The sequence below is a fragment of the Bacillus sp. RZ2MS9 genome, assembly GCF_001816185.2.
GTDB lineage: Bacteria > Bacillota > Bacilli > Bacillales > Bacillaceae_G > Bacillus_A > Bacillus_A cereus.
This window is the reverse complement of record NZ_CP049978.1, coordinates 3313988-3336089: the sequence shown is the minus strand read 5'-3', so window position 1 is coordinate 3336089 and position 22102 is coordinate 3313988. Positions and strand designations below refer to the sequence as shown.

The following is a 22102-nucleotide window of genomic DNA, read 5'->3' as shown; positions in this document are numbered from 1 at the left end:
GATGATATGCATATTTGGACACTGACAAATTGGCAGAAATATTATAATTTAGAAGACAAGAGCCACCGTACAGGATTAAGATTAAAGTTTGATAAAGATGTTGATCCTGAGGTAAGAAGAGCAATTAAAGAATTTTGTAAATGGTTACGACAAGAGTATTATTTCCCTATTAGAGTACCGATATATGTGAAATATGCATGTAAAATTAAAGCGATGGATGGAGAGCTAGTCTATGGAACTTTCTTCGAGCCATTTAATCGAAATGATGAGCCATATATTCGTATTTCAACAGGTGATTATTATGAAACGTTAAAAAAAAATGGAAAAGATGATGCATTAGGATATTATCTGGTTACTATTGCTCATGAGCTGACTCATTATTTCCAATGGATTAATGATATTAATTTAACTAAAATTGGATATGAAAGGCAAGCTACTACCTATTCGGGATATATTATTGATGAATATAAAGAAACGAGAGAACACCCTTAATGTTCAAATTGAGAAAAAGGAACTCAACGGAATCAATGATTGGAAAATTAAGAAGACTAATGAAGTAATAAAATTAAAACTGAAGTGAACCCTGAAAATGGAACGCCTATCAAAACACCTAAACCATCTGTTCCCTAAATTCTTTAGGGGATAGGTGGTTTGATTTTTCTTGAATTCGCACACAATTGTAGTAATGAATGTATTCTAGCACAACCTTTCGTACAGCTGTGTTGAATACTCTTGCTATCTTTTGTGAGTAGAAAGTTCCGCTTGTAAATGCGCAAAGAAGCTTTCCATGATGGCATTATCATGGAAATTTCCTTTCCGGGATATGCTGGTGATAATGCCGTTTTGTTTGGCATACGATTGAAATTCCTTCGCAGTATAAACACTTCCTTGGTCTGTGTAAAGAATGACATCTTTTACTTTTCGTCCTCTCATTGCTTGTTTTACTATCTTCATCGCTAAGGACCGATTACTGACGACATAACTTATAATTTGGCGATTAAAGGCATCCATAATCGTTGATAAATACAAAGTACGCTCTCCAAATAATAAATAAGTTACATCCGTAAATCACTTTTCATTTGGAGCTAAATGAATTTTCGGGATTTTTTAGAGGGAATTAATTTATTGCTTATGGCATGATCAAAGAAAAATGGGAATTTATTAAAAGTGAAAACAACTCATAAAAAATTTTCTAACTCCATTTGATCTTTGATATTTTATTAAAGGATCTGAAATTAGGTATAAATTAATACCGAAATATCGAATGGTTTTTTACATATTAGATGCTACATTGGGTATTTCTTTTATAAACTAAGGCATAATTTAATTGAAACTTGGCTTAGCTTTAGTAATGATATTTTTAATGTTTCTGTATAGTGAAGAGGGTAGTTGATATTTAATATCAAATTTACATTAATTAAATATCAATTTAACGAACAAAAAACACAATTCTCTTAATCTATTTCATGAAAACAAGATACATCGGTATAAAAACACTAAAAAGAGAGGTGATTTAAATTACACTTTTGGTTGTATATAGTATTATTGTAAGCGAATGGCTAATTATAAAAGAACAACCATTACAAAAACTAGCTGTATATGAATAAGGACATATGATCAAATATATAAAACCGAGATACTCCCATTTTTTCGGTTTGGGGGCATCTCGGTTTTGCTAGCTTGATGGAAATGGGGTAGCCCCTTACAAAAAAGATTGTATTTATTTTTGTTGTAAAGCATTCTTTAGCTTACTAGCTATATGGATAGTTCAACATAAAAAAGTAGGCTGTATCCGGTTAGGGTAAAGCGGATTTTTAATTTTTTTGAAAATAAAGTTGACATCCATAACTACTTAGTCATACAATGTAGATGTAATAAGTGATACTGAATAGTTCGGATTCACAAAAACTGTTCAGTAAAAAATTCGCCTTAGTACTCTGTGATACTGAATATAAGTCAGACAGAATAGGGGGTAAAGGAGGATCAGGACATGGAAAATTTAACTGAAATGCTGAAAGGTTCACTGGAAGGGTGTGTACTGGAAATCATTAGTCGCCGTGAAACGTATGGCTATGAGATTACCCGCCACCTGAATGATCTTGGGTTTACCGAAGTTGTGGAAGGTACGGTGTATACCATCCTCGTACGATTAGAGAAGAAAAAGCTTGTGAATATTGAAAAGAAACCATCAGATATGGGACCGCCTCGTAAGTTTTATTCATTAAATGAAGAAGGCCGCCAGGAGCTTGAATTGTTTTGGGAAAAATGGGATTTTGTATCGTCAAAAATTAACGTCTTGAAGTCAAAATAGGTTCATAAGATAAAATGTTCCGGCCGATACTTTGGGAATTTCTTGTTCGGTTTTATAAAAAAGGAGGAAAATAAGATGTTAGAAATGTTTAAAAAGTTAATTGGTGATAAAAAAGAGTACAAAATGATGATGGCACGAGTTGAGGCTCTGCCAGAGGACTACCAATTTGTATTTAAGAAAATTCAAAACTACATGTGGAATTTCTCAGCGGGTAACGGGATGGATATGTTACACATACAGTATGAATTAATCGATTTGTTTGAAGCTGGTGCAGCAGAAGGAAGACAAGTGCTTGACATTACTGGGGATGACGTGGCTTCCTTTGCTGACGAACTAGTGGCAAATGCTAAAACTTACGTCTCCAAGTATCGTGAAGATTTGAATGAAAGTATTATGAAGAAATTGAGAAAAAAATAAATGGAATAAGTAATACCGACTGATTAGCTGGTTACACATATGAATTGCCACCATAGCTATTCAGTTATATTTTTAGCTCGGTACTAAGTGATACAGAATATCAGTGGTACTAAATAGATAGAGGTAAATAAATTATCTCCGCAAAACATTTTTATAGGGAGGAAAAAAGTATGAGTCATGCAGCGATTTCTATAAAAGGCTTGAAAAAATCCTTTAAAGACAAGGAAGTTTTAAAAGGGGTAGATTTTGAGGTGCAGCGTGGAGAAATTTTCGCGCTGCTAGGCTCAAATGGAGCGGGAAAGACGACAACGGTTAACATCCTTTCGACGCTAATGAAGCAAGATAGCGGTGAAGTAAGTATTTGCGGATTTGATGTACAGCGTCAACCAGACCATGTTCGTCAAAGTATCAGTTTGACAGGGCAGTTCGCAGCTTTAGACGGTATGCTGACAGGGAGGGAAAACTTGATAATGATCGCCAAATTACGTGGTGTTTCCAATCCCGCTCAAGTTGCTGACAATCTACTTGCAAGATTTAGCCTGACTGATGCGGCAAACCAAAGGGCAGATCAGTATTCAGGTGGGATGAAGCGCCGGCTTGATATCGCGATGAGTTTGATTGGGGCGCCAGCAGTTATTTTTCTTGACGAACCAACGACTGGACTCGATCCTGAAGCGCGGATTGAAGTGTGGGATACAGTCAAGGAACTTGCTGATAGTGGTACAACTATTTTGCTTACGACTCAGTATTTGGAGGAAGCAGAACAACTGGCTGATCGTATCGCAATTTTGCATGGTGGAAAAATTATTACGACAGGTACTCTTTCTGAACTGAAAGAGATGTTCCCACCGGCAAAAGTGGAGTATATTGAGAAGCAGCCTACATTGGAAGAAATATTCCTTGCGATCATTGGCAAAAAGGAGGGGATATAAATGAAAAGCAAAACAAGGGTATTACTTGGGCGCTTAATGTGCAATATTATGCGTAGTCCAGATACAATTATTACGGTAGCGATTACACCGATTATGATGATGCTATTGTTTGTATACGTATTTGGTGGGGCTATACAGACAGGAACAGATAACTACGTCAATTATTTATTGCCGGGAATTTTGCTAATGGCTATCGCATCCGGTGTAGCTTACACTTCTGTGCGACTCTTTACGGATGTAAAGAGTGGGCTGATGGCACGTTTCATTACGATGCCTATTAAGCGTTCATCGTTATTGTGGGCTCATGTTTTAACCTCTCTTGTTGCTAATGTACTTACTATCGTTGTAGTTATTCTTGTTGCGCTCTTAATGGGTTTCCGTTCCAGTGCGAATATTCTAGATTGGCTTGCAGTAGCTGGGATACTAGGAATGTTTACGTTAGCGCTAACATGGTTGGCTATCATTCCAGGGCTGACGGCAAAGTCTATGGAAGGGGCGACAGCCTACTCGTACCCACTAGTTTTTCTTCCATTTATTAGTTCAGCCTTCGTACCTACCGAAACGATGCCAAAAATTGTTCGTGTGTTTGCGGAGAATCAGCCTGTAACTTCAATCGTGAATGCGATTCGTGCTCTTTTATATGAAGGAACTGTTGGAAACGATATTTGGATTGCGCTCGCTTGGTGCGTCGGAATTATGGTTATTGCTTGCTTCTTTGCTAGTAAAGCATTTAAACGTCAGCTAGGGTAAGTGAATGAAATCATCCGGAATAATATATTTTTTTGAAAAAGCACGGGAAGATTTTCCGTGCTTTAATAATTCATTCATACTTCGCTTAATTGTAGTAGTTTTAAAGTAAATAGGAGAATAATAAATTGAATACACATGCCTGTATGGTATGTTAACACTTAACTAAAATGACTTGTTAATAAACGGAATATTCCGTGTAAATATAGAGGTTATCGTAGTGATGTGTTATATTTATACTTATAAGGTATATAATGTATAAATTAATCGTTTAGGGGATGAAAAAGGGAGAGGTTCAAATGAAATGGTATTTATATACTCTCAAAAACTATGCGAAATTTAGTGGGAGAGCTACGAGAAAAGAGTACTGGATTTTTACTTTATTTAATAAGGTTACGTTTTGGTCATTAATATATTTGGCCTCTTATTCTTCGTCGGCCTTTTACTTAAGAGCCAATATTACCTTGCTATATATAACAATTTTTATCGTTCCTACTCTGGCAGTGGAAGCTCGTCGATTACATGATAGTGGAAAAACAGGATGGTGGCAGCTATTAAATTTTGTGCCATTTGGAGGAGCGGTTCTACTTGTGTTTTGTATCATTGAAAGTGATGAAGGTGAGAATAAGTATGGACCAAATCCACATTCAAATCTTAAACAAGCAATTTAATGTGTTTATAGAAAACTCTAATATAAAAGGTATGAACTAAAAGTTAGTTCCTACCTTTTTTGTTGTATTATTCATAGAAGCCTCGTTAAGTAGTGATCGCTTAAACTCAATATTTTGAGGTTTAACTGATCACTACTTATGGGGAATATAAACATAATCGCTCTTGTAAATCTTTTAATATTTCTTCAGGCATTTCCCTAATTGTAATATCCTTCCCTAGAAAAAGCAGCCAATTTATTATTTCCGTCACTTCATCGGGATTGTTAACATTGATAAAAGTTTTTAAAATGGCTGTGGATTGGTAAGGATTAGTATAAGATATTGAAATTTTTAAAGGATGGTATTTTTTGAACTGGGCAATTGCTGTCGGACCAAGTTCAAGTACAAGGTTAATTGCTTTAGCCTTCTTACTTAGTTTTTCTAAAATCTTTTTCTTATTGAGTCTTTTATTCGTCGTGTATGGTTCGATATTGATGAGATCATCGACAGGAAACATCAACTTCTTTTCTTCTTTTAAGTCAAATCCTTCAATAATCCAATGGCTTTTTTCTTGATAAAGGTGTAATAGATAAATTGGATAAGACTTGATTTCTTCATCTTCTTTAATGGTAATCAATAAATGGTTATTCAAAAGAAGGATTTGAATGAGTTTTTCTAACATCGGATGGGGGAGGTCAGAAAGCTCAAGTAGATCAGGGTTATGTGGGTTAGTCCCTTCAAAAAGCAAGAGTTGATTTAAAAGAACAAGGTCATCTTGCTGGGTTTCTGAGATGAGTCCTAGTAGTTTTTCGGCTAAAGATTGACGACTCTTTAGGTAGGGAAGTTGTTGATTCCTCGTAGCCATAAAGGCAATAAAAAGAGCTTTCACTTCATTATCAGTAAAGCGAACAACGGGCAGGATAGAATTATGCATAACAAAATATCCACCCGTTCTCCCAACTTCAGCGACAAGTGGCATTCCCATAGCTTCAATTTCTCTAATGTCTCTAATAGCTGTCGATCGTGATATGTTAAATTCTCGTATGATTTCAGAAATTGTAAAGTGAGAGCGGTTGTTAATATATCGCATAATTGTATTGATCCGTTCAACTTTTTTCATTTTGGTCTCCTAAACAGTATCATTTTTTGACATGGTTTAAAGATATTATAAACGTATCAGATGAAAAGATAAATCGTTTGATTAATAAAAAAAGAGGCAGGTTTTGTATATGAAAAATTATACTATAGAAGAAAAAGATAGCTTTATTGTGTTAGGTATTGGAACTGAAATTAAGAGTGAGTACACAGACTTTGCTGGAATAAATAAAGAAAAGGAAGACTTTTGGTCGGCTGTTAAAGAAGATGGAAGGCTGGACACTTTAAAAGCTTTAGCGACAAATGAATACATTTTTTCTGTGAGCGAAGCGGTGAATAACAAAATGATGTATTATGCGGGTGTCATGACAGAAGCACAAATAGAAGAAGAATCTAGAGTGATTCAGTTTCCGAGGGGAGAATACTTAGTAGTAAAAGGGGAAGACAAAACAGCTGAAGAGTTAAGTAATAAGTTGACTGGCATCGCCTTCGGTCAAGCTTTACCAGATGCAAATGAGTTTGCTTATGTTGGTGGACCAAATACGACGGTTGAGATGGGGAAAAGAAACGGCTTAGTGTTTGGTGAAATGTGGATTCCAGTTGTAAGGAAGTAAAGTGATAAAAGATACGAATATGGGAAGTAGAGGCTAACAATCTTGGATTGTTGGCCTTTTTAACATGAATATAATATTCATGTGCTGCTACACAGTATGTTCTGATAAAATGGAATGAAAGGGAATTACTGTAAGGTGGTGGTGGGGTGAATAAAAAAAGGCTATTTGAGCTATTCATAGTAACGTTTGTTTTTCTATTCCTTCATGTAAGTACATTTACAAATGAGAAGTTTAACGATAAATTGGGTGCTTTTACTTACATTGTTTTATTTCTTATGCTTACTATCAACGCTATATTTATAGAAAGGTATTTTGGTGATATACAAAAGTGGATTCGAAATATTACATGTTGCTTTGCTTTATTCGTAGTGGTTTTAGTAGCTCTATGGATAGGTTATTTTTAGTCCTTACTTAAGAGAATGAGAAATATGTGATTACACTATATTCGATCCGATAATATTACTTAGCTGCATCGGTTTATATTAATTTTTTCTCTCCCCAATCATGATAAAATGTATAATAGGAAATTTTATGTAACATAAAGGGGGAAGGTTTATGGTCAGCTTGAGTACCTTGATAGCTTTTGCAATTGTTTCGCTTAGCATGGTTTGTTCACCTGGGCCTAATATAATTTATCTCATTTCCCGTTCCATTACGCAGGGACGTATGGCGGGATTTATTTCTTTATTGAGCATCATGCTTGGATTTGTAATCTATATAATCGCAACTATGTTTGGACTTACAGTTCTATTCCTTGCGGTTCCCGCTGTATATGAAGCAGTAAAGTGGGCAGGTGCTGCTTACTTATTCTGGCTAGCTTGGAATTCGATTAAACCGGGTGCTATATCTATTATGGAACCTCGTACGATTTCTAATGAACCACCACGGAAATTATTTTTAATGGGACTCATGACTAATCTTCTGAATCCAAAGATTGCTATTTTGTATGTATCACTTTAACCTCAATTTGAAGATCCAGAGAAGGGATCGTTGCTTTTTCAAGGTGCAGTTTTGGGCCTTACGCAAATCACTGTTAGCTTTATAGTTAACCTTCTAATTGTATGTACAGCAAGTAAAATTGCGAAATGGTTTGGCACACGTCCAACGTGGCTGCGAGTGCAGCGTTGGCTTATGGCGAGCGTATTGACAGGTCTTGCAGTACGTTTAGCTTTTGAACGTCGACAGTAAGAGTATATAAAAAATTAAAAATGCTTTTTAATGAAGAAATTAAATTTTATAGTGATGGTACAACAAGTACAGAAGCGAATCCTACCCACGTATATGGAGAAAAAGGAACATATAATGTGGAACTAACAGTGGAAGATAGTAGAGGAAAAGAAAGTAAAGAACAAACAAAAGTTACTGTAAAACAAGAACTGCAAACAGGTGGATCCCTCGAAGAGAAGAAGGACTTCCAATACGCTTGTAAAAGGGAATCTGATTACTCCTAATCAGACAGATGTTTAAACGTTTGATGTTATAGTTCTGAAAGAAGTAGTTATTTCTGTGATAAATGAACAAAATATTGGGATGACATGGGTACTTTATCATGAATTAGACATGTAAAATTACGTAGCTTGTGGTAAAGATGAAGGAAATACTATAAAGGGAAAACTCGTAGCGAAACAAGGAAAATATTATTTGAATGTGTATAAATCCGATGATAAGAATGGTGAATATTCATAAAGTATACTTAATATCAGTAATTCATATAATTAGGAGTGGTTTCTATATTTAGAGAAAATACAAAAAGGATACTTCTGTCATTAGTAACAAATCCAATACTAATAATTGTATACGGGATCTTTTGCTATGAGTTGGCCTTATACTGTAAGTACGGAAGAATGAATTATAATATTTACATTTTGTTATTATGTATAGTACTTTTTATATCCATAACTACATTTACTACAATGCGGGTGATAAAAAATAGAGAATATGAATCTAAAAAATTAACAAATTCAATAGCATGGAGATCCATTTCTATTATCATTATTGTTGCAATTACATCATTTTATGGGATGCAGATTTATAAAAGTGCAATAAATTACAATGGCAAATTGGCATGGTTTATAGAAAAGTTAAAACATGAAAGGTCAGTTAAACTTAAACATAATAATATATATAAATCTGGAGTAGAAGGTATTTTTGAAGATATAAATAAAAAATATCCTTTGCCAAAGAAATTGTATATGGCAACTGATTTTGATCTTACATTTCATTCAGATGGAACAATCACAGCGTTTGATACATTTGTTTATGGGAAAAATGTTGATGGGAAAGAAGAAACTTATTTAATCTCTTATAATAAGAAGAAATCAGAAGATATTACTATAATACGAGATGGATATGCAAAGCCTGATTATAATGATGATAAATTAGTAGAACCTTTAATTAAAACGGTTAAGGCGATCCCAGTTAAGCAAACGGTCAAAAAATGGAATGAAAGTAAGTATGGGTTGATTTATTATGGAAAAAGAAATTGGGGATCCAATACAGAGGGAATTATTAATATTACTGAGGATGGTAAGAGGCAGAGTGTTAAAGAAGCAGCTTCTGATATCATTGGATATACTGTATCTATATTTGTCCCTGGAAAAGAGAAAGAGCTAGTCCCTGCTAGATATAATTTAATAAGTGACGCAAGTTGGAGTAAATCAAAGACGCCTCCAAAAGAAGATATGCTTAAAGAGAAGGAACAACAAGATTTAAAGAATGAAAAAGAACAGTTTTTCCTATCGAAAGAAGTTGGTTATAAACTAAATATGACAGATAAAGCATTAGGGAGCGCTTTTTATTCATTAAGCAAGACTAGTGATGAAGGGAAAACATGGGAGGTTATCAATCCAGACCCATTTAATGGGGGGATTGGTAGTGTATCAGGAATCATTTTTATAAATGATAAACTTGGGTTTTTAGGAGCAATTAGGCCTTCTGGTAATGAAGGAGAGTTATATCGCACAGATGATGGGGGAGTATCTTTCAAAAAGGTAGAATATCCGCCGCATGAAGTGAAATTAGATCATACACAGTCCACAATAAGTCCTTTTGATTCTCCTAGTATGCCATATGAGAAAGATGGGGTTTTTAATATGTTAGTTGGACAAGGGGCAGATGGAGACTACAATGGCGATAGTAGTGCACTTTATCAATCAAAAGATAACGGAGAGACATGGGAATTTGTAGAAGAAGTGAAAAAGAAATAATCAGAATGTTTTTTTTAAAATAAGGTAACTACTCAGCTATACATTTCATGACGGACAGGAAGAATTTACGAGTGAAATAATTAAAGTTCTTTCTCATGCTGGAGATTGGTTAATATGGTCTACTATTCTTGCATCTTCCATCATGTATACTGTTACTTTATATAAGAATCATCCAGATATCAGAAAAATTATACATGCTCGTTTTGAAGAAATAAAGCAACGAATAAAATATTAATGTAACTAATAAAAAACGTTATTCTTTCTAGTAATTTTGCTTATTTAGAAAGAATAACGTTTTTATTTTTTAATACTCAAGTAATAGTTTACCTGCAGTTCCTATCATATAATTTATTGAATTTTAATATACGTTATGTATAACAGATATTTACCTTATAAAATAAGGGGGGCATATTATGACTGAGACAAACGAATCTTCAGGAGTCAATTTGAAAAAAGATGTGAAGTTTTCTATTATAATTCCTGCACACAATGAAGAAAAGTACATTAGAAAATGTTTAGATTCAATTGCAAAGGCATCAGAGGCATATAAAGAGCAAACGGAAGTTATAGTTGTTTTAAATCGTTGTACAGATAAAACAGAGGAAATAGCAAAATCTTATAATTGTGTTACATTGAAAAATAACGATAAAAACTTATCTAAAATTCGAAATGCAGGGGCTAAAATAGCTAATGGAGAAATAATCGTCACTATAGACGCTGATACCATAATGACAGAGTCTATGTTGTCTAATGTAGATAAATATTTAGCTTCAGGTAAATACATTGGTGGTGGGGTAAATGGGAAGTTTGAAAGAATATCTTTAGGAATATTTCTCTCCGCAATGTTAATCATAATCCCCTTACTTTTTAAGTACGGAGCTATATCTGTAGGGATTTTTTGGTGCTATAGAAAAGATTTTATGGCAATCAACGGATTTAATGAAAACATGCTTATGGCAGAAGATGCAGATTTTGCTAAACGTTTAAAAGAGTGGGGAAAGAAAAATAATAAGAAATTCGGTACTATTAAAAATGGAATGATAACTTCATGCAGAAGATTTGATACATATGGAGACTGGACTTTACTTAAAAATCCAAAAGTAATTTTAGCTTATCTAAAAGGAAATGATAGAAAATACGCAGATAAGACATATTATGATAACCAAGAAAGATGAAAATGGAGAAAATCTGCAGGGGAGAGCTAGTACTTTTTTAGATATAATGAGAATCCAACTTAATTTAATAGATATTATAAGAAAACCATCAATTTGATTACCCTTTTTCAAATTGATGGTTTTTATTTTTGAAATAAATATGTATTTTTTTATAAAAATATTTTTTGACCCCCATAAAACTTTGTACTCCTCCGAATATGTATAGTGAAAAAAATAAATAGAAGAAAAATGACTATGAAAGAATATAGAAGTATTAATAAAATTACTAGATTAAGTGGCATCCAAAACGGAAGGATGAAATTACCAATTATATAGAGAAGAGTTATTCAAGGATTGCAGATAAAATAGAAAATGAATAAGCAAAACGAACGGTAGAAAATAAGAAAGTAGATAAAAATACAAACTTAACTTTAGTGCCGAGAGAAAAGGAAAAATCATTAAGAAAACGTTAGACTCTAAAAATATAACTAACAGCAAGAAAACAAGACCGAAGAAAAGTACCAAGAAAATCTGGTTAAATGGTCACTTTTGTAGTGGCCATTTTGCTATTTGAAGGAGGCTGGGAGATTACAAGTGTTGAGTTTAGTAATGAAAATCTTAAGAAAACCGAAAATAGAAGATATCGTATGTAACATACAAAACAACGAAGCAGATAAAGAAGCATTTATCGTACAGTATCAGCCTTTTATTAGAAAATCAATTTCATCTGTCTGCCGCCGATATATTACAGAACAGGATGATGAATATAGCATTGGATTGTTTGCGTTTAACGAAGCAATTGAACAGTATTCCTATACAAAAGGAAAATCCTTTTTAGCGTTTGCTGATCTTCTTATAAAAAGAGATGTAATTGACTATATACGTAAGGAATCTAAACATAACTTTGTCTTTTTAAAAGAAGATGAGCAAGAGGAAATGTTAGAAATGCAAGTGTCGCTTACGGAGTATATGAAAGAGATGGAAAATAGTAACCGTAAGGAGGAAATTCTTCATTTTCAAAGTGTGCTAGCTGAGTTTAAAATCACATTTTCAGAGCTTGCTAAAGAATCTCCTAAGCATCGTGATACGCGTGAGCACTTAATAGAAATTGTAAAAATTATTATAAAAGAAGAGGAAATGATGGAAGAGCTGTTCCGAAAGAAAAAGTTACCGCTTAAACATATTGAACCGCGTGTTAGGGTAAGTCGTAAAACGTTGGAACGACATAGAAAATACATTATTGCAATGTGTATTATTTTTGCAAACAACTATACATATATTCTGGATTACATAAGAGGGGAAAAGCATGATGAATAAAGGAATTGTGATGGATATAAAAAAGCATAGCGTAGTTGTTTTAACACCAAATGGAGAGTTTATTACGTGTAAAAGAAAAGGGGATTCTTTCATGATCGGGGAGGAAATCTCATTTGATGAGCAAGAACAAAAAGCATCGCATTTTTCGATCCCTTCCTTTTTAAAACCTGCATCAATACTTGTTGCTTGTTTTCTATTTGCAGTGCTGTTTTTCTACAACCAACCAGAAGAAAAAGTATTTGCTTACGTCTCAGTTGATATAAATCCAAGTTTAGAGGTGAGCGTAACGAAGGATTTTCGTGTTATAGATTTACAGGCTTGTAATGATGATGGAAGGCGTATTTTAAAAGAATTGAAGCAATGGGAAAATAAACAATTACAAGAAGTAATACGTACTATTATAAAGCAAAGTCAAGAGGATAAGTATTTAACGAATGATAAGCAAGTTATGCTAACAGCAGTTGCAAAGGACAAGGCGCTAGAACCACAGTTAGAAAAGGCAATGAAAGAATTGAAGAAAGAATATGAGTTAAAACATATTACAGTTGAATATCAAAGTAGCACGATGCAAGTACGAGAGAATGCTAGAAAAGCTGGAATTGGCACAGGTGTCTATATAAAGCAAGAGAATGAGAAAAACAAATCGCTTACTCCTCCTGCCACGCCGCCTAATCCGGTGGGAAATGAAGAAGAGGTGCAATCACAGCCGGAGTCATCTCCTGATGCATCAATGGATTTATCTCCTGTAGACGAAAAAAAATATGAAAAGCAAGAGCAGAAAGAACAAAAGAAAACAGAGGAACAGCCATCGAAGCAAATAAAAGAAAACAATGGAAGAGGATCTCAGCAAGAAAATAGAGGGAATCAACAGGAGAATAAAAGTAGAGAAGCTCAACAAGGAAATAATGGGAATCAGCAAGGGAACAACGGAAGAGGATCACAACAAGGGAATAATGGAAATGGGCAAGGGAACAACGGAAGAGGATCACAACAAGGAAATAATGGAAATGGGCAAGGGAGCAACGGAAGAGGATCACAACAAGGGAATAATGGAAATGGGCAAGGGAACAACGGAAGAGAATCACAACAAGGAAATAATGGAAATGGACAAGGGAACAACGGAAGAGAATCACAACAAGGAAATAATGGGAATCAGCAAGGGAACAATGGAAGAGGATCACAACAAGGGAATAATGGAAATGGGCAAGGGAACAATGGAAGAGGATCCCAGAAAGAAAATGACGGAAACGAGCAAGGGAACAATGGTAGGGGGTCTCAACAAGAAAATAGAGGCCACCAGCAAGGGAATGAAAAGAAGAATCAATAGAATATGGAAGTGAGAGATTCACTTCAAAGCTAAAAGGATTTATTCCGCTATTTGCTGGGCAGCCCGATTGGTGAGGGCTGATGATTAGTGGGGGGGTGAACAAAACCCCCACTGATTAAAGTTGCACTTTAATATTCTATAGTTCTATTAAGAAGGAGTATGTGAAAAATATAATGGAGAAAAACATTCAACAAGAGAAAGATAAAGAAAAACCTGTTTTTTATGATCCGAAAGGAAGGAGAAACATAGCCTTTATTTGGTTTCTATGTATCTCAATAGTTAGTGTAAGTGTTGTATTTTATTTTTTCTTTCAAAGTATTTTTTCAACACCAGAAATTCCAAATATGAATACCGCTGTACAACAAGATACTAAACTTGTACCAATTAATCAAAAACTTAGTGATCAGCAGTTAAAGGAGGAAGCATTTAACCCAAATACCGAAACGAAGGATAATAAAAATTTGGTGAATCCGCCGAAGGATAGTAAACATCCTAAAGAAGTGTATGGTTTTTATGTAAACTGGGATGAAAATAGTACCGCTTCTTTAAAAGAAAATATCGATTCATTAACTACGTTAGTACCAGAGTGGTATCATTTAAAAGCAGATTTAACGATTAGAAGTGAGATAAAACCTGAGATAGTAAAGTTGGCAGAAAAAAATCAAGTGAAGATTATGCCTTTGCTTACTAACTATACTGAGGAAGCTTCTGGTCCTGATAGTGGGCTAATTCATAAGTTACTGAGTTCCTCAAACGATGTAAAGACAAAGTTTATTAATGATTTAGTAATCCAAGTTAAAAAAAATCAGTTTTCAGGTATTAATATTGACTTTGAGGCCGTACCTGAAAGTGATAGAGAAAACTTAACAAATTTTATGAAAGAACTTACTACGGAATTTCATGAACATGATTTGCTCGTTACACAAGATGTTCCAGCTAATGATAAGGCTTTTGATTATAGTGCGTTAGCAAAAATAATAGATCGAATGATTGTAATGATGTACGATGAGCACTATGGAGCGGGGGAACCAGGACCAATTGCTTCAAATAAATGGTTCCAACATACATTAAAAGAACTGAATATTCCGTCTAATAAACTTATAGTTGCTTTCGGTAACTATGGATATGATTGGGAAGTAAATAGTAAAGAAGCTGCAAAGTCTATGACTTTCTCAGAAGTTATGGCAATGGCTCATGATTCAAATATAAAAATTCAATGGGATAAGGTGAGTGGAAATCCGTATTTTAGATATAAAACAGGAGAGAAAGAACATACTGCTTGGTTCTTAGACGGTGTTACTCTTTATAATCAAGTGAAAATCGCAATGGACAATCATGCAAAGGGGTTTGCGCTATGGAGATTAGGAGCAGAAGATCCTACAATATGGAAAGTTTTAAAAAATCCTATTGAGGTACAAAAAAATCCTAATGTATTACATAAAATCAGTAGTTTAGATGAAGTGAATTATTCTGGACAAGGTGAAATTTTACAGATTGAGAATGAAAGAAAAAATGGATTGAGAGATTTTAAAGTAGGCAAAGATGATTATATTACAGATGAAGTATATCAATCCTTACCATCTGCATATGAAGTGCAACGATATGGAAAACCAAATGGGAAACAAGTAGTATTAACATTTGATGATGGACCAGACCCGAAATATACGCCAGAAATATTAGATATATTAAAAGAGAATCAAATAAAAGCTGCTTTTTTTGTACTTGGTGAAAACGCGCAACTAAATACTAGTATTGTAAAAAGAATATACGATGAAGGGCATGAAATTGGCAATCATACTTTCAAGCATCCTAACATAGCAGATACGTCTTTACTACGAACGAAAGTAGAACTTAATACGACGCAACGTTTAATTCAGGAAGTAACTGGACATTCTACGGTTTTATTTAGACCGCCATATGAAGCGGATGCTAACCCGGATTCATCAAATGAAATATTGCCTATTTTACGTGCACAAAATATGAACTATACAATGGTAGCGGAAAAAGTTGATCCCGAAGACTGGGCAATACCATCAACAAATGAATTAGTAAAGCGTGCTCTTAATCCCATTTATAAGGGAGAGGGAAATATAATTCTTCTCCATGATGCGGGAGGGAACCGTACACATACAGTAGAGGCGCTCCAAATTATTATTAAAGACCTAAAAAAGCATGGATATAGTTTTGTAACAATTTCAGATTTAATGAATAAAGAACGAGATGAAATCATGCCTCCTGTTTCTTCTGAGGGGAAGCAATATTTGCTTTACAATAAAGCTGTCTTTTCAGGGGCAGGATACTTTAAGCATATATTAACAACTATTTTTTATATTGCTATTGGATTAGGGATTTTTCGATTTTTATTCTTAATTTATTTTGCATGGAAGCAGAAAAGAAAAACGTTATCTCGCTATATTAATTCGTCCTATCAACCTTTTGTTAGTGTTGTCATAGCAGCATATAATGAAGAAAAGGTGATAGCCAAGACAATTCACTCAATTTTGGATAGTAATTATAGAGAATTTGAAGTTATTGTTGTGGATGACGGATCGACAGATGGTACGTCAAAAGTAATGAAAGAAACATTTTATAAACACCCTAAAGTTCGTTTCATTCAGAAAGAAAACGGCGGGAAATCATCGGCAATGAACCTAGGGTTTCAACAATCGCGAGGAGAAATCATTGTCACTTTAGATGCGGATACTATTATTGCGCAAGACGCCATTTCTCTAATGGTTAGACACTTTGAAGATCAGAATGTAGCTGCAGTTTCAGGTAATGTCAAAGTGGGGAATAGACGGAATTTGTTAACTACTTGGCAACATGTTGAGTACATTACAGGGTTTAATTTAGAACGTAGAGCTTTTGATGAGTTAAATTGTATTACAGTAGTTCCAGGAGCTATTGGGGCGTGGCGCAAAAAGAATGTAGTTGAATCTGGATATTTAAGCGAAGATACGTTAGCAGAAGATACGGATCTTACTATTACATTTTTACGTCAAGGGCATAGAATTGTATATGAAGAAAAAGCGCATGCTTTTACGGAATCACCTGAAGATGTGAAAAGTCTCATTAAACAGCGGTATCGTTGGTCATATGGTACACTTCAATGTCTTTGGAAACATCGAAAAGCGTTATGTAATCCAAAGCATAAAACATTAGGATTTATTGCACTGCCTAATATGTGGTTATTCCAATATGTGCTGCAATTCATTGCTCCTTTTGCAGATATATTAATGATTATAGGACTATTTAGTAGTAATCCGCTAAAAGTTTTAGGATTTTATCTTGTTTTCTTTTTAATGGATCTTCTCGCTTCTCTGTTCGCATTTAAATTAGAGGAAGAGAACCCAAAACCATTGGCATGGTTAATTTTACAACGTTTTATTTATCGCCAATTTATGACTTATGTTGTCATTAAATCTATATTCTCATCGCTTCGAGGAGTAGCGGTAGGGTGGAATAAACTAAAGAGACTGGGGAGTGTTAAACATTCCACGGAACATAAGGAGGCATCATAAAAGGGCAGACTATCTGCTCTTTTTTTCATTGGTTTTAGTTAGTTGAATGTAGAGTTGTGGTATAAAAACTGCTGCTTCTATAATGAGATTCCTATTCATCATTAATGGTGAGACATTATGTTAAGCTAATCCTTTAGTTTCGGATTAAAGTTTTTTTATATTTTTTTTAAATGACGGACACAAAAACGCATATACCTCCGAATTATATATATGGATAACATAAATATGTATATAAAAGGGGAGAAATAAGATGAAAGAAAAAAAAGAAATGTTTCAAGAAATCGCTGAGGTGTTAAAGGTATTGGCGCATCCAGTTCGTCTATCTTTAGTAAAAATAATGCTTGCAAAAGGTCCTACTAATGTAACAACAATGTATGGGGATTTACAAATGCCTCAAAGTACAATTAGTCAACATTTATCTAAACTAAAAGCTGCTAAAATGGTTACAGGTACTCGGAAAGGATTAGAAATTTATTATGAGGTAACTGACAATCGCACAAAATCAATATTAGCATGTTTAGTTTAAATGATGATTTCTATTTCAAAATAAAAAGCGCTATTCTTTTCTATGATTTTACAGAGAGAATAGCGTTTTTTATTTTTAAGGAGTATCTTTTTATATGCCTATAGAATGGAGTGAAAGGTTTATGGGTTTAAATGTACCTACTATTACCTTAGGTTCTAATGTGTCTAATAATGAAAAAATTCTCGGTTTAGGGGTGCTTCTTTATAGCTTACGTACAATTGAGATTAGAAAAAGTAGAGCGAGCGTTTAATGAGGCGGAAGTAGTGTTTATATGCGAAACTTTATAGAAATCTCATTTTTCTAATTGTATCTTTTTAGATTGATGGATGTGGGGTCACGTCCATCAATCTAAGAAAACAAGTTAGCTAAAAAATGATGAAAATAAACTTTATAGAAATAAAAAATATGAACGTAGAGGATGAAACAAAGTATATAGTGCTTTTTTAGTCATGTAATCTTTTAATCTGATGATCTTTTCCCCATTCAAACAGATTATCCATTATTTGCATTAAAGATTTTCCATATTCACTTAGTGTGTACTCAACCTTTGGTGGAACTTCTTGATATACGGTACGATAGATAATCCCATCAGCTTCAAGTTGCCGAAGTTGTTGTGTAAGAACCTTTTGTGTAATGTTTGGGATTTCTCGTTTAATTTCATTTGTTCGCATTTTTCCATCTGACAAAATACATAAAATATGAACTTTCCATTTTCCACCGATTACATCGAGTGTTGTTGCAATTGGGCAATTATCATTTTGATTCATATAACACCTCCACAGGTACTTTAAGGTTCCTATAGCACTTTAAAGTACGTACTTTTCAATTATATGTGACTCATTCATACTAATACGTAAAGGGTTGAATAATTTATAAAGGGGATGAAAAAAGATGAAAACACTTGTAATTGTAGCACATCCTGATATTGAAAAATCAAAAATTAATAAAAGATGGATTGAAGAACTTGAGAAATATTCGGATGAAATTACGGTGCATGAATTGTATAAAGTGGCACCGAATTGGGAGTTTAATATTGAAGAAGAGCAAAAGTTATTAGTAGAACATGACAGATATATATTTCAATTTCCGCTTTACTGGTACAGCTCACCACCATTATTAAAAAAATGGTTCGATGATGTATTAACATATGGATTTGCGTACGGATCTAAAGGTGATAAAGTGAAGGGGAAAGAATTTGGTGTAGCTATTTCTATAGGTGGATTAGAAAAAGACTATGAAAATAGTGGAATTACAATGGATGAGTTGACGAAACCATTCCAAGCTACATGCTTATACACAGGTATGGAATTTATACCTTCCTTTTATTTATATGGTGCAGAATATAAACTAAGTGATGAAGAGATTGATAAAAGTGCACCTGAGTATGTGCAATATGTGATGAACAAGAAGTATTCTAATATATAATGAAAAATAGCCATTTACTTGTAAAGTAAATGGCTATTTTATATTCTTTTTATATTCACTAAGTGTAATCTTTAGTAAATTAATAGTTAATCTGGTAAAATAAAAAACCTAACATATATAAAGGGGAGTTTTACTTGAGAACGATGCAAAAATTACTACAAAAAAGAGCAATGCAATCACCAAATTTGGAAGCGCTTGTAGGGGGGAAGAAAAGATATTCGTTTCAGCAATATAATGAACGAGTAAATCAGTTTGCACATTATTTGTTATATAATGGTGTGCAAAGAGGAGATCGTATAGGAATACTATGCAAAAATAATCACCCATTTCCAAGCGTTATGATGGCAAGTTTAAAAATTGGAGCGGTATTTATTCCGCTAAATCATCAGCTGACTGTTTATGAATTAGAAACGATTGTAAAAGAAGCGAAATTAAAAGTGTTAGTTATTGATGAAGAATTTAATGAAGTGTTATTAAAGGTTGATGCTGTTAAAGAAATTCCTTATGTAATTCAAACAACAAAAGAAGACTTTGGTTCATTTGAATTAGAGTTGCAAAAACAGCCAACGACAGAACCGAACGTAGAAGTTCATGAAGAAGACGATGCCATTTACTTGTTTACATCAGGAACGACTGGACAGGCAAAAGCATGTGTAATTGGACATAAAAACTTACATCATTATTTTGCTGAAATTGCGGGACAAAGAGAAATCCCAGCAGGTGAACGCTTTTTATCTGTGCATCCATTGTTTCATATGAGTGGCGTGCTTTCTATTTTAAATTGTATTTATCATGGCGTTACGATGATCTTCTTAGCTGATTCGAATCCTGCTCTTATTTGGGATAAGATTGAAGAAGAGAAAATTACTACGATGCTTGCTTTCCCAGCCGTTTATAGTTACATGCTTGATGAACTAAATAAAAAAGAACGTAACATTTCAACCTTTAAAGTAGCACAAAGCGGTGGTACAAAAGTGCCAGAAACACTCATTCAAAAATATATGGAAAAAGGCATATATATGGTGCAAGGCTATGGTAGTACAGAAGGTTGGGTTGTAACCTCATGGCATCCAATGATGGGAAAAGAAAAGATGTCTTCTGTAGGAAAGACCTTGAAAAATGTAGAGGTGAAAATTGTTCATCCGGAAACAGGACATGAACTAACAACAAATGAAGTTGGAGAGATTCATGTGAAAAGTCCATACATGTTTAAAGGATATTGGAATAATGAAAAGGCGACAAAGAAGGTAGTAAAAGATAACTGGTTTAACATGGGTGATGCTGGCATGATAGATGATGATGGATTCCTGCATATTATGGGAAGATATAAAGACGTTATTATACGCGGTGGTGACAACGTATATCCAGATCAAGTAGAAGATGTTATTCATGAAATACATGGTGTTTTAGAAGTTGCAGTAGTTGGAGTTCCAGATGACTTTTGGGGAGAGGTTCCAAGAGCTTACATTGTGAAGGATGGCGAAACAACATTAACAGAAGAAAGTATTCTTCAGTATTGTAAAGAGAAATTAGCAAGCTATAAAATACCAGAAGTAGTATTCATAGATGAGTTACCGAAAAACGCTTTAGGAAAAGTGTTGAAGAGGGAATTACGAGATGCAGTTCTTGTGAAATAGAAAATTATGAAACGATGGAGAACCCAGTTATGTATAAAGCATGACTGGGTTTTTATGTATCAAAAACATAATGATTTACTAGATTTTGTATTTTGTGTAAGATAATAAAGAAAATTCAATTAATATTTCGAGGGATGAAATTAAATGAAGCTATCGTTATTAGAAGTAGAGACGGATAGACTTATTATCCGTCCATTTCAAAAAGCTGATTATGAAAGTTGGTTAGATCGATTTTCTTATTGATTATAAAAATAAAGAAATGGACAAATAAGGGGAAAAGAAAATGAAGACTATAAACGTATTTCATTACGACGCATTTACGAATAAACCAAATAAGGGAAATCCAGCAGGTATTGTATTAGAAGCAGATGGATTAACGGAAGAGGAAATGCAAATTATTGCTGAAAAAGTTGGATATAACGAAACAACTTTTGTTCTTTCCTCAGAAGTAGGAGATATAAGAATGCGCTATTTTACACCTGGTTTTGAAATGGATTTATGTGGTCATGGGACAGTAGGGACGATATTTGCCTTGCGCGAAAAAGGTTTATTAGAAGAGAAAAGTAACCTTACGATTGAAACGAAGGCTGGGATTTTACCGATACAAATAGGTGTAAATGAAAATGGAGAAACCTTTATTAAAATGAGACAGGCAGCACCTCAGTTTAAAGAATTTACAGGTTCAGCAGAAGAATTAGCTCATAGTATCGGTTTAGAAGTAAATGATTTAGATGTAAGTTTACCGATTGTATATGGAAGTACTGGTAATTGGACTGTAATTGTACCGATTAAAAATCTTAATGCATGTGAGAGAATGAAACCTAATAATGCTGCATTTCCATCAGTATTAAAAGAAATACCTAATGCTTCTATTCACCCAATTTGTCTAGAAACTTATGATGAAATAGCACAAATGCACGGCCGTCATTTTTCATCAGCTTACGCTGGGACGATTGAAGATCCAGTGACAGGAACAGCTTCAGGTGTAATGGGAGCGTATTATGCGGAGTATTTAGAGAAAGGTTTTGAACATGAATTGAGTTTAATCGTTGAGCAAGGACAGGAAATAAATAAAGATGGTCGTGTAACTGTTTATGTAACGAAAGGGATAGAAAACGAGAAGTTACAAATAGATATTGCTGGAACAGCGGTGTATGTGAAAGAGTTTGAAGTTTCAATATAAAGTGAAACTTTAATCAGTGGGGGTCTTACTGCCCGGTGAA

General features: G+C 34.1%; 20 protein-coding genes and 5 pseudogenes. 22 read left to right on the top strand and 3 right to left on the bottom strand.

Annotated features, from left to right (window positions below):
• Window positions 1-6: 6 nt before the first annotated feature.
• Entirely contained in the window at window positions 7-492 is a 486-nt protein-coding gene (locus tag BHV55_RS17025; RefSeq protein ID WP_070756834.1) for a hypothetical protein, read from the top strand.
• A gap of 118 nt (window positions 493-610) precedes the next feature.
• Here the strand turns inward: BHV55_RS17025 and BHV55_RS17020 are convergent.
• A pseudogene (locus BHV55_RS17020) lies at window positions 611-1068 on the bottom strand (transposase); the annotation flags it as partial.
• Window positions 1069-1990: 922 nt separating this feature from the next.
• On the opposite strand from BHV55_RS17020, the gene BHV55_RS17015 reads away from it, so the two are divergent.
• The 5 genes from BHV55_RS17015 (at window position 1991) to BHV55_RS16995 (ending at window position 5078) form a co-directional block, all read left to right on the top strand.
• Window positions 1991-2311: a PadR family transcriptional regulator gene (locus BHV55_RS17015; protein WP_000429487.1), complete on the top strand. Its 321-nt coding sequence runs from the start codon at window positions 1991-1993 to the stop codon at window positions 2309-2311.
• A 75-nt stretch (window positions 2312-2386) separates the two neighbouring features.
• On the top strand, window positions 2387-2728 hold the full coding sequence (locus tag BHV55_RS17010; RefSeq protein ID WP_000891986.1) for a DUF1048 domain-containing protein: 342 nt from the start codon (window positions 2387-2389) through the stop codon (window positions 2726-2728).
• Window positions 2729-2898: 170 nt separating this feature from the next.
• Complete coding sequence (locus BHV55_RS17005; protein WP_070756832.1) at window positions 2899-3660, top strand: ABC transporter ATP-binding protein; 762 nt, start codon at window positions 2899-2901, stop codon at window positions 3658-3660.
• Window positions 3661-4410 (top strand): ABC transporter permease, encoded by a 750-nt coding sequence (locus tag BHV55_RS17000; RefSeq protein WP_070756830.1) that lies wholly within the window; start codon window positions 3661-3663, stop codon window positions 4408-4410. It abuts the gene before it with no gap.
• A 296-nt stretch (window positions 4411-4706) separates the two neighbouring features.
• Window positions 4707-5078 (top strand): DUF805 domain-containing protein, encoded by a 372-nt coding sequence (locus BHV55_RS16995; protein ID WP_070756828.1) that lies wholly within the window; start codon window positions 4707-4709, stop codon window positions 5076-5078.
• A 136-nt stretch (window positions 5079-5214) separates the two neighbouring features.
• On the opposite strand, the gene BHV55_RS16990 is transcribed toward BHV55_RS16995, so the two are convergent.
• Complete coding sequence (locus BHV55_RS16990) at window positions 5215-6177, bottom strand: helix-turn-helix transcriptional regulator (protein WP_070756826.1); 963 nt, start codon at window positions 6175-6177, stop codon at window positions 5215-5217.
• Window positions 6178-6286: 109 nt separating this feature from the next.
• On the opposite strand from BHV55_RS16990, the gene BHV55_RS16985 reads away from it, so the two are divergent.
• The 12 genes and pseudogenes from BHV55_RS16985 to BHV55_RS16930 all read left to right on the top strand — a co-directional run bounded on the left by BHV55_RS16985 (window position 6287) and on the right by BHV55_RS16930 (window position 18067).
• Window positions 6287-6766: a GyrI-like domain-containing protein gene (locus BHV55_RS16985; protein WP_000801038.1), complete on the top strand. Its 480-nt coding sequence runs from the start codon at window positions 6287-6289 to the stop codon at window positions 6764-6766.
• Window positions 6767-6912: 146 nt separating this feature from the next.
• On the top strand, window positions 6913-7170 hold the full coding sequence (locus tag BHV55_RS16980; RefSeq protein WP_001036206.1) for a DUF3963 domain-containing protein: 258 nt from the start codon (window positions 6913-6915) through the stop codon (window positions 7168-7170).
• A 151-nt stretch (window positions 7171-7321) separates the two neighbouring features.
• Window positions 7322-7954: pseudogene (locus BHV55_RS16975) on the top strand (LysE family translocator).
• A gap of 23 nt (window positions 7955-7977) precedes the next feature.
• Window positions 7978-8452: pseudogene (locus tag BHV55_RS27780) on the top strand (PKD domain-containing protein); the annotation flags it as partial.
• A 35-nt stretch (window positions 8453-8487) separates the two neighbouring features.
• Window positions 8488-9972 (top strand): WD40/YVTN/BNR-like repeat-containing protein, encoded by a 1485-nt coding sequence (locus tag BHV55_RS16965; protein ID WP_023901655.1) that lies wholly within the window; start codon window positions 8488-8490, stop codon window positions 9970-9972.
• Between the two features lie 40 nt (window positions 9973-10012).
• Window positions 10013-10207, top strand: a pseudogene (locus BHV55_RS16960) (hypothetical protein); the annotation flags it as partial.
• Between the two features lie 178 nt (window positions 10208-10385).
• Window positions 10386-11147, top strand: a complete 762-nt coding sequence (locus tag BHV55_RS16955; RefSeq protein ID WP_000141006.1) for a glycosyltransferase family 2 protein — start codon at window positions 10386-10388, stop codon at window positions 11145-11147.
• Between the two features lie 573 nt (window positions 11148-11720).
• Window positions 11721-12443 (top strand): RNA polymerase sigma factor SigI, encoded by a 723-nt coding sequence (gene sigI, locus BHV55_RS16950; RefSeq protein WP_002093524.1) that lies wholly within the window; start codon window positions 11721-11723, stop codon window positions 12441-12443.
• Window positions 12433-13770 (top strand): anti-sigma factor domain-containing protein, encoded by a 1338-nt coding sequence (locus tag BHV55_RS16945; RefSeq protein WP_070756822.1) that lies wholly within the window; start codon window positions 12433-12435, stop codon window positions 13768-13770. Before sigI ends, BHV55_RS16945 begins: the two co-directional genes overlap by 11 nt.
• A 173-nt stretch (window positions 13771-13943) precedes the next feature.
• The gene (locus BHV55_RS16940) at window positions 13944-17291 is read left to right on the top strand and encodes a trifunctional glycoside hydrolase family 18/polysaccharide deacetylase/glycosyltransferase family 2 protein (protein WP_070756820.1); all 3348 of its coding nucleotides are present in this window, start codon (window positions 13944-13946) and stop codon (window positions 17289-17291) included.
• 250 nt (window positions 17292-17541) lie between these two features.
• Window positions 17542-17817 (top strand): ArsR/SmtB family transcription factor, encoded by a 276-nt coding sequence (locus BHV55_RS16935; protein ID WP_000660066.1) that lies wholly within the window; start codon window positions 17542-17544, stop codon window positions 17815-17817.
• A 94-nt stretch (window positions 17818-17911) separates the two neighbouring features.
• Entirely contained in the window at window positions 17912-18067 is a 156-nt protein-coding gene (locus BHV55_RS16930; protein WP_002098201.1) for a hypothetical protein, read from the top strand.
• Between the two features lie 193 nt (window positions 18068-18260).
• On the opposite strand, the gene BHV55_RS16925 is transcribed toward BHV55_RS16930, so the two are convergent.
• A complete protein-coding gene (locus BHV55_RS16925; RefSeq protein ID WP_001072981.1) occupies window positions 18261-18584 on the bottom strand; it encodes a winged helix-turn-helix transcriptional regulator in 324 nt (107 codons plus the stop codon).
• Between the two features lie 124 nt (window positions 18585-18708).
• Between BHV55_RS16925 and BHV55_RS16920 the strand changes: the two genes are divergently transcribed.
• The 4 genes and pseudogenes from BHV55_RS16920 to BHV55_RS16910 all read left to right on the top strand — a co-directional run bounded on the left by BHV55_RS16920 (window position 18709) and on the right by BHV55_RS16910 (window position 22062).
• Window positions 18709-19242, top strand: a complete 534-nt coding sequence (locus BHV55_RS16920) for an NAD(P)H-dependent oxidoreductase (protein WP_000855231.1) — start codon at window positions 18709-18711, stop codon at window positions 19240-19242.
• 134 nt (window positions 19243-19376) lie between these two features.
• Window positions 19377-20879 carry a class I adenylate-forming enzyme family protein gene (locus tag BHV55_RS16915; RefSeq protein ID WP_070756818.1) on the top strand — a complete coding sequence of 501 codons (1503 nt, stop codon included), beginning with the start codon at window positions 19377-19379 and terminating at the stop codon, window positions 20877-20879.
• Window positions 20880-21023: 144 nt separating this feature from the next.
• Window positions 21024-21116, top strand: a pseudogene (locus BHV55_RS27360) (GNAT family N-acetyltransferase); the annotation flags it as partial.
• 46 nt (window positions 21117-21162) lie between these two features.
• Entirely contained in the window at window positions 21163-22062 is a 900-nt protein-coding gene (locus BHV55_RS16910) for a PhzF family phenazine biosynthesis isomerase (protein ID WP_048568349.1), read from the top strand.
• Window positions 22063-22102 lie beyond the last annotated feature (40 nt).

Excerpts from the sequence above, each read along its gene's own strand:
- BHV55_RS16920 (WP_000855231.1), top strand. The coding sequence starts at position 18,709 with ATGAAAACACTTGTAATTGTAGCACATCCTGATATTGAAAAATCAAAA.
- BHV55_RS16995 (WP_070756828.1), top strand. The coding sequence starts at position 4,707 with ATGAAATGGTATTTATATACTCTCAAAAACTATGCGAAATTTAGTGGG.
- BHV55_RS16930 (WP_002098201.1), top strand. The coding sequence starts at position 17,912 with ATGCCTATAGAATGGAGTGAAAGGTTTATGGGTTTAAATGTACCTACT.
- BHV55_RS16910 (WP_048568349.1), top strand. The coding sequence starts at position 21,163 with ATGAAGACTATAAACGTATTTCATTACGACGCATTTACGAATAAACCA.
- BHV55_RS17010 (WP_000891986.1), top strand. The coding sequence starts at position 2,387 with ATGTTAGAAATGTTTAAAAAGTTAATTGGTGATAAAAAAGAGTACAAA.
- BHV55_RS16955 (WP_000141006.1), top strand. The coding sequence starts at position 10,386 with ATGACTGAGACAAACGAATCTTCAGGAGTCAATTTGAAAAAAGATGTG.
- BHV55_RS16990 (WP_070756826.1), bottom strand. The coding sequence starts at position 6,177 with ATGAAAAAAGTTGAACGGATCAATACAATTATGCGATATATTAACAAC.
- BHV55_RS17015 (WP_000429487.1), top strand. The coding sequence starts at position 1,991 with ATGGAAAATTTAACTGAAATGCTGAAAGGTTCACTGGAAGGGTGTGTA.
- BHV55_RS17000 (WP_070756830.1), top strand. The coding sequence starts at position 3,661 with ATGAAAAGCAAAACAAGGGTATTACTTGGGCGCTTAATGTGCAATATT.
- BHV55_RS16945 (WP_070756822.1), top strand. The coding sequence starts at position 12,433 with ATGATGAATAAAGGAATTGTGATGGATATAAAAAAGCATAGCGTAGTT.
- BHV55_RS17025 (WP_070756834.1), top strand. The coding sequence starts at position 7 with ATGCATATTTGGACACTGACAAATTGGCAGAAATATTATAATTTAGAA.
- BHV55_RS16940 (WP_070756820.1), top strand. The coding sequence starts at position 13,944 with ATGGAGAAAAACATTCAACAAGAGAAAGATAAAGAAAAACCTGTTTTT.
- BHV55_RS16985 (WP_000801038.1), top strand. The coding sequence starts at position 6,287 with ATGAAAAATTATACTATAGAAGAAAAAGATAGCTTTATTGTGTTAGGT.
- BHV55_RS17005 (WP_070756832.1), top strand. The coding sequence starts at position 2,899 with ATGAGTCATGCAGCGATTTCTATAAAAGGCTTGAAAAAATCCTTTAAA.
- BHV55_RS16935 (WP_000660066.1), top strand. The coding sequence starts at position 17,542 with ATGAAAGAAAAAAAAGAAATGTTTCAAGAAATCGCTGAGGTGTTAAAG.
- BHV55_RS16925 (WP_001072981.1), bottom strand. The coding sequence starts at position 18,584 with ATGAATCAAAATGATAATTGCCCAATTGCAACAACACTCGATGTAATC.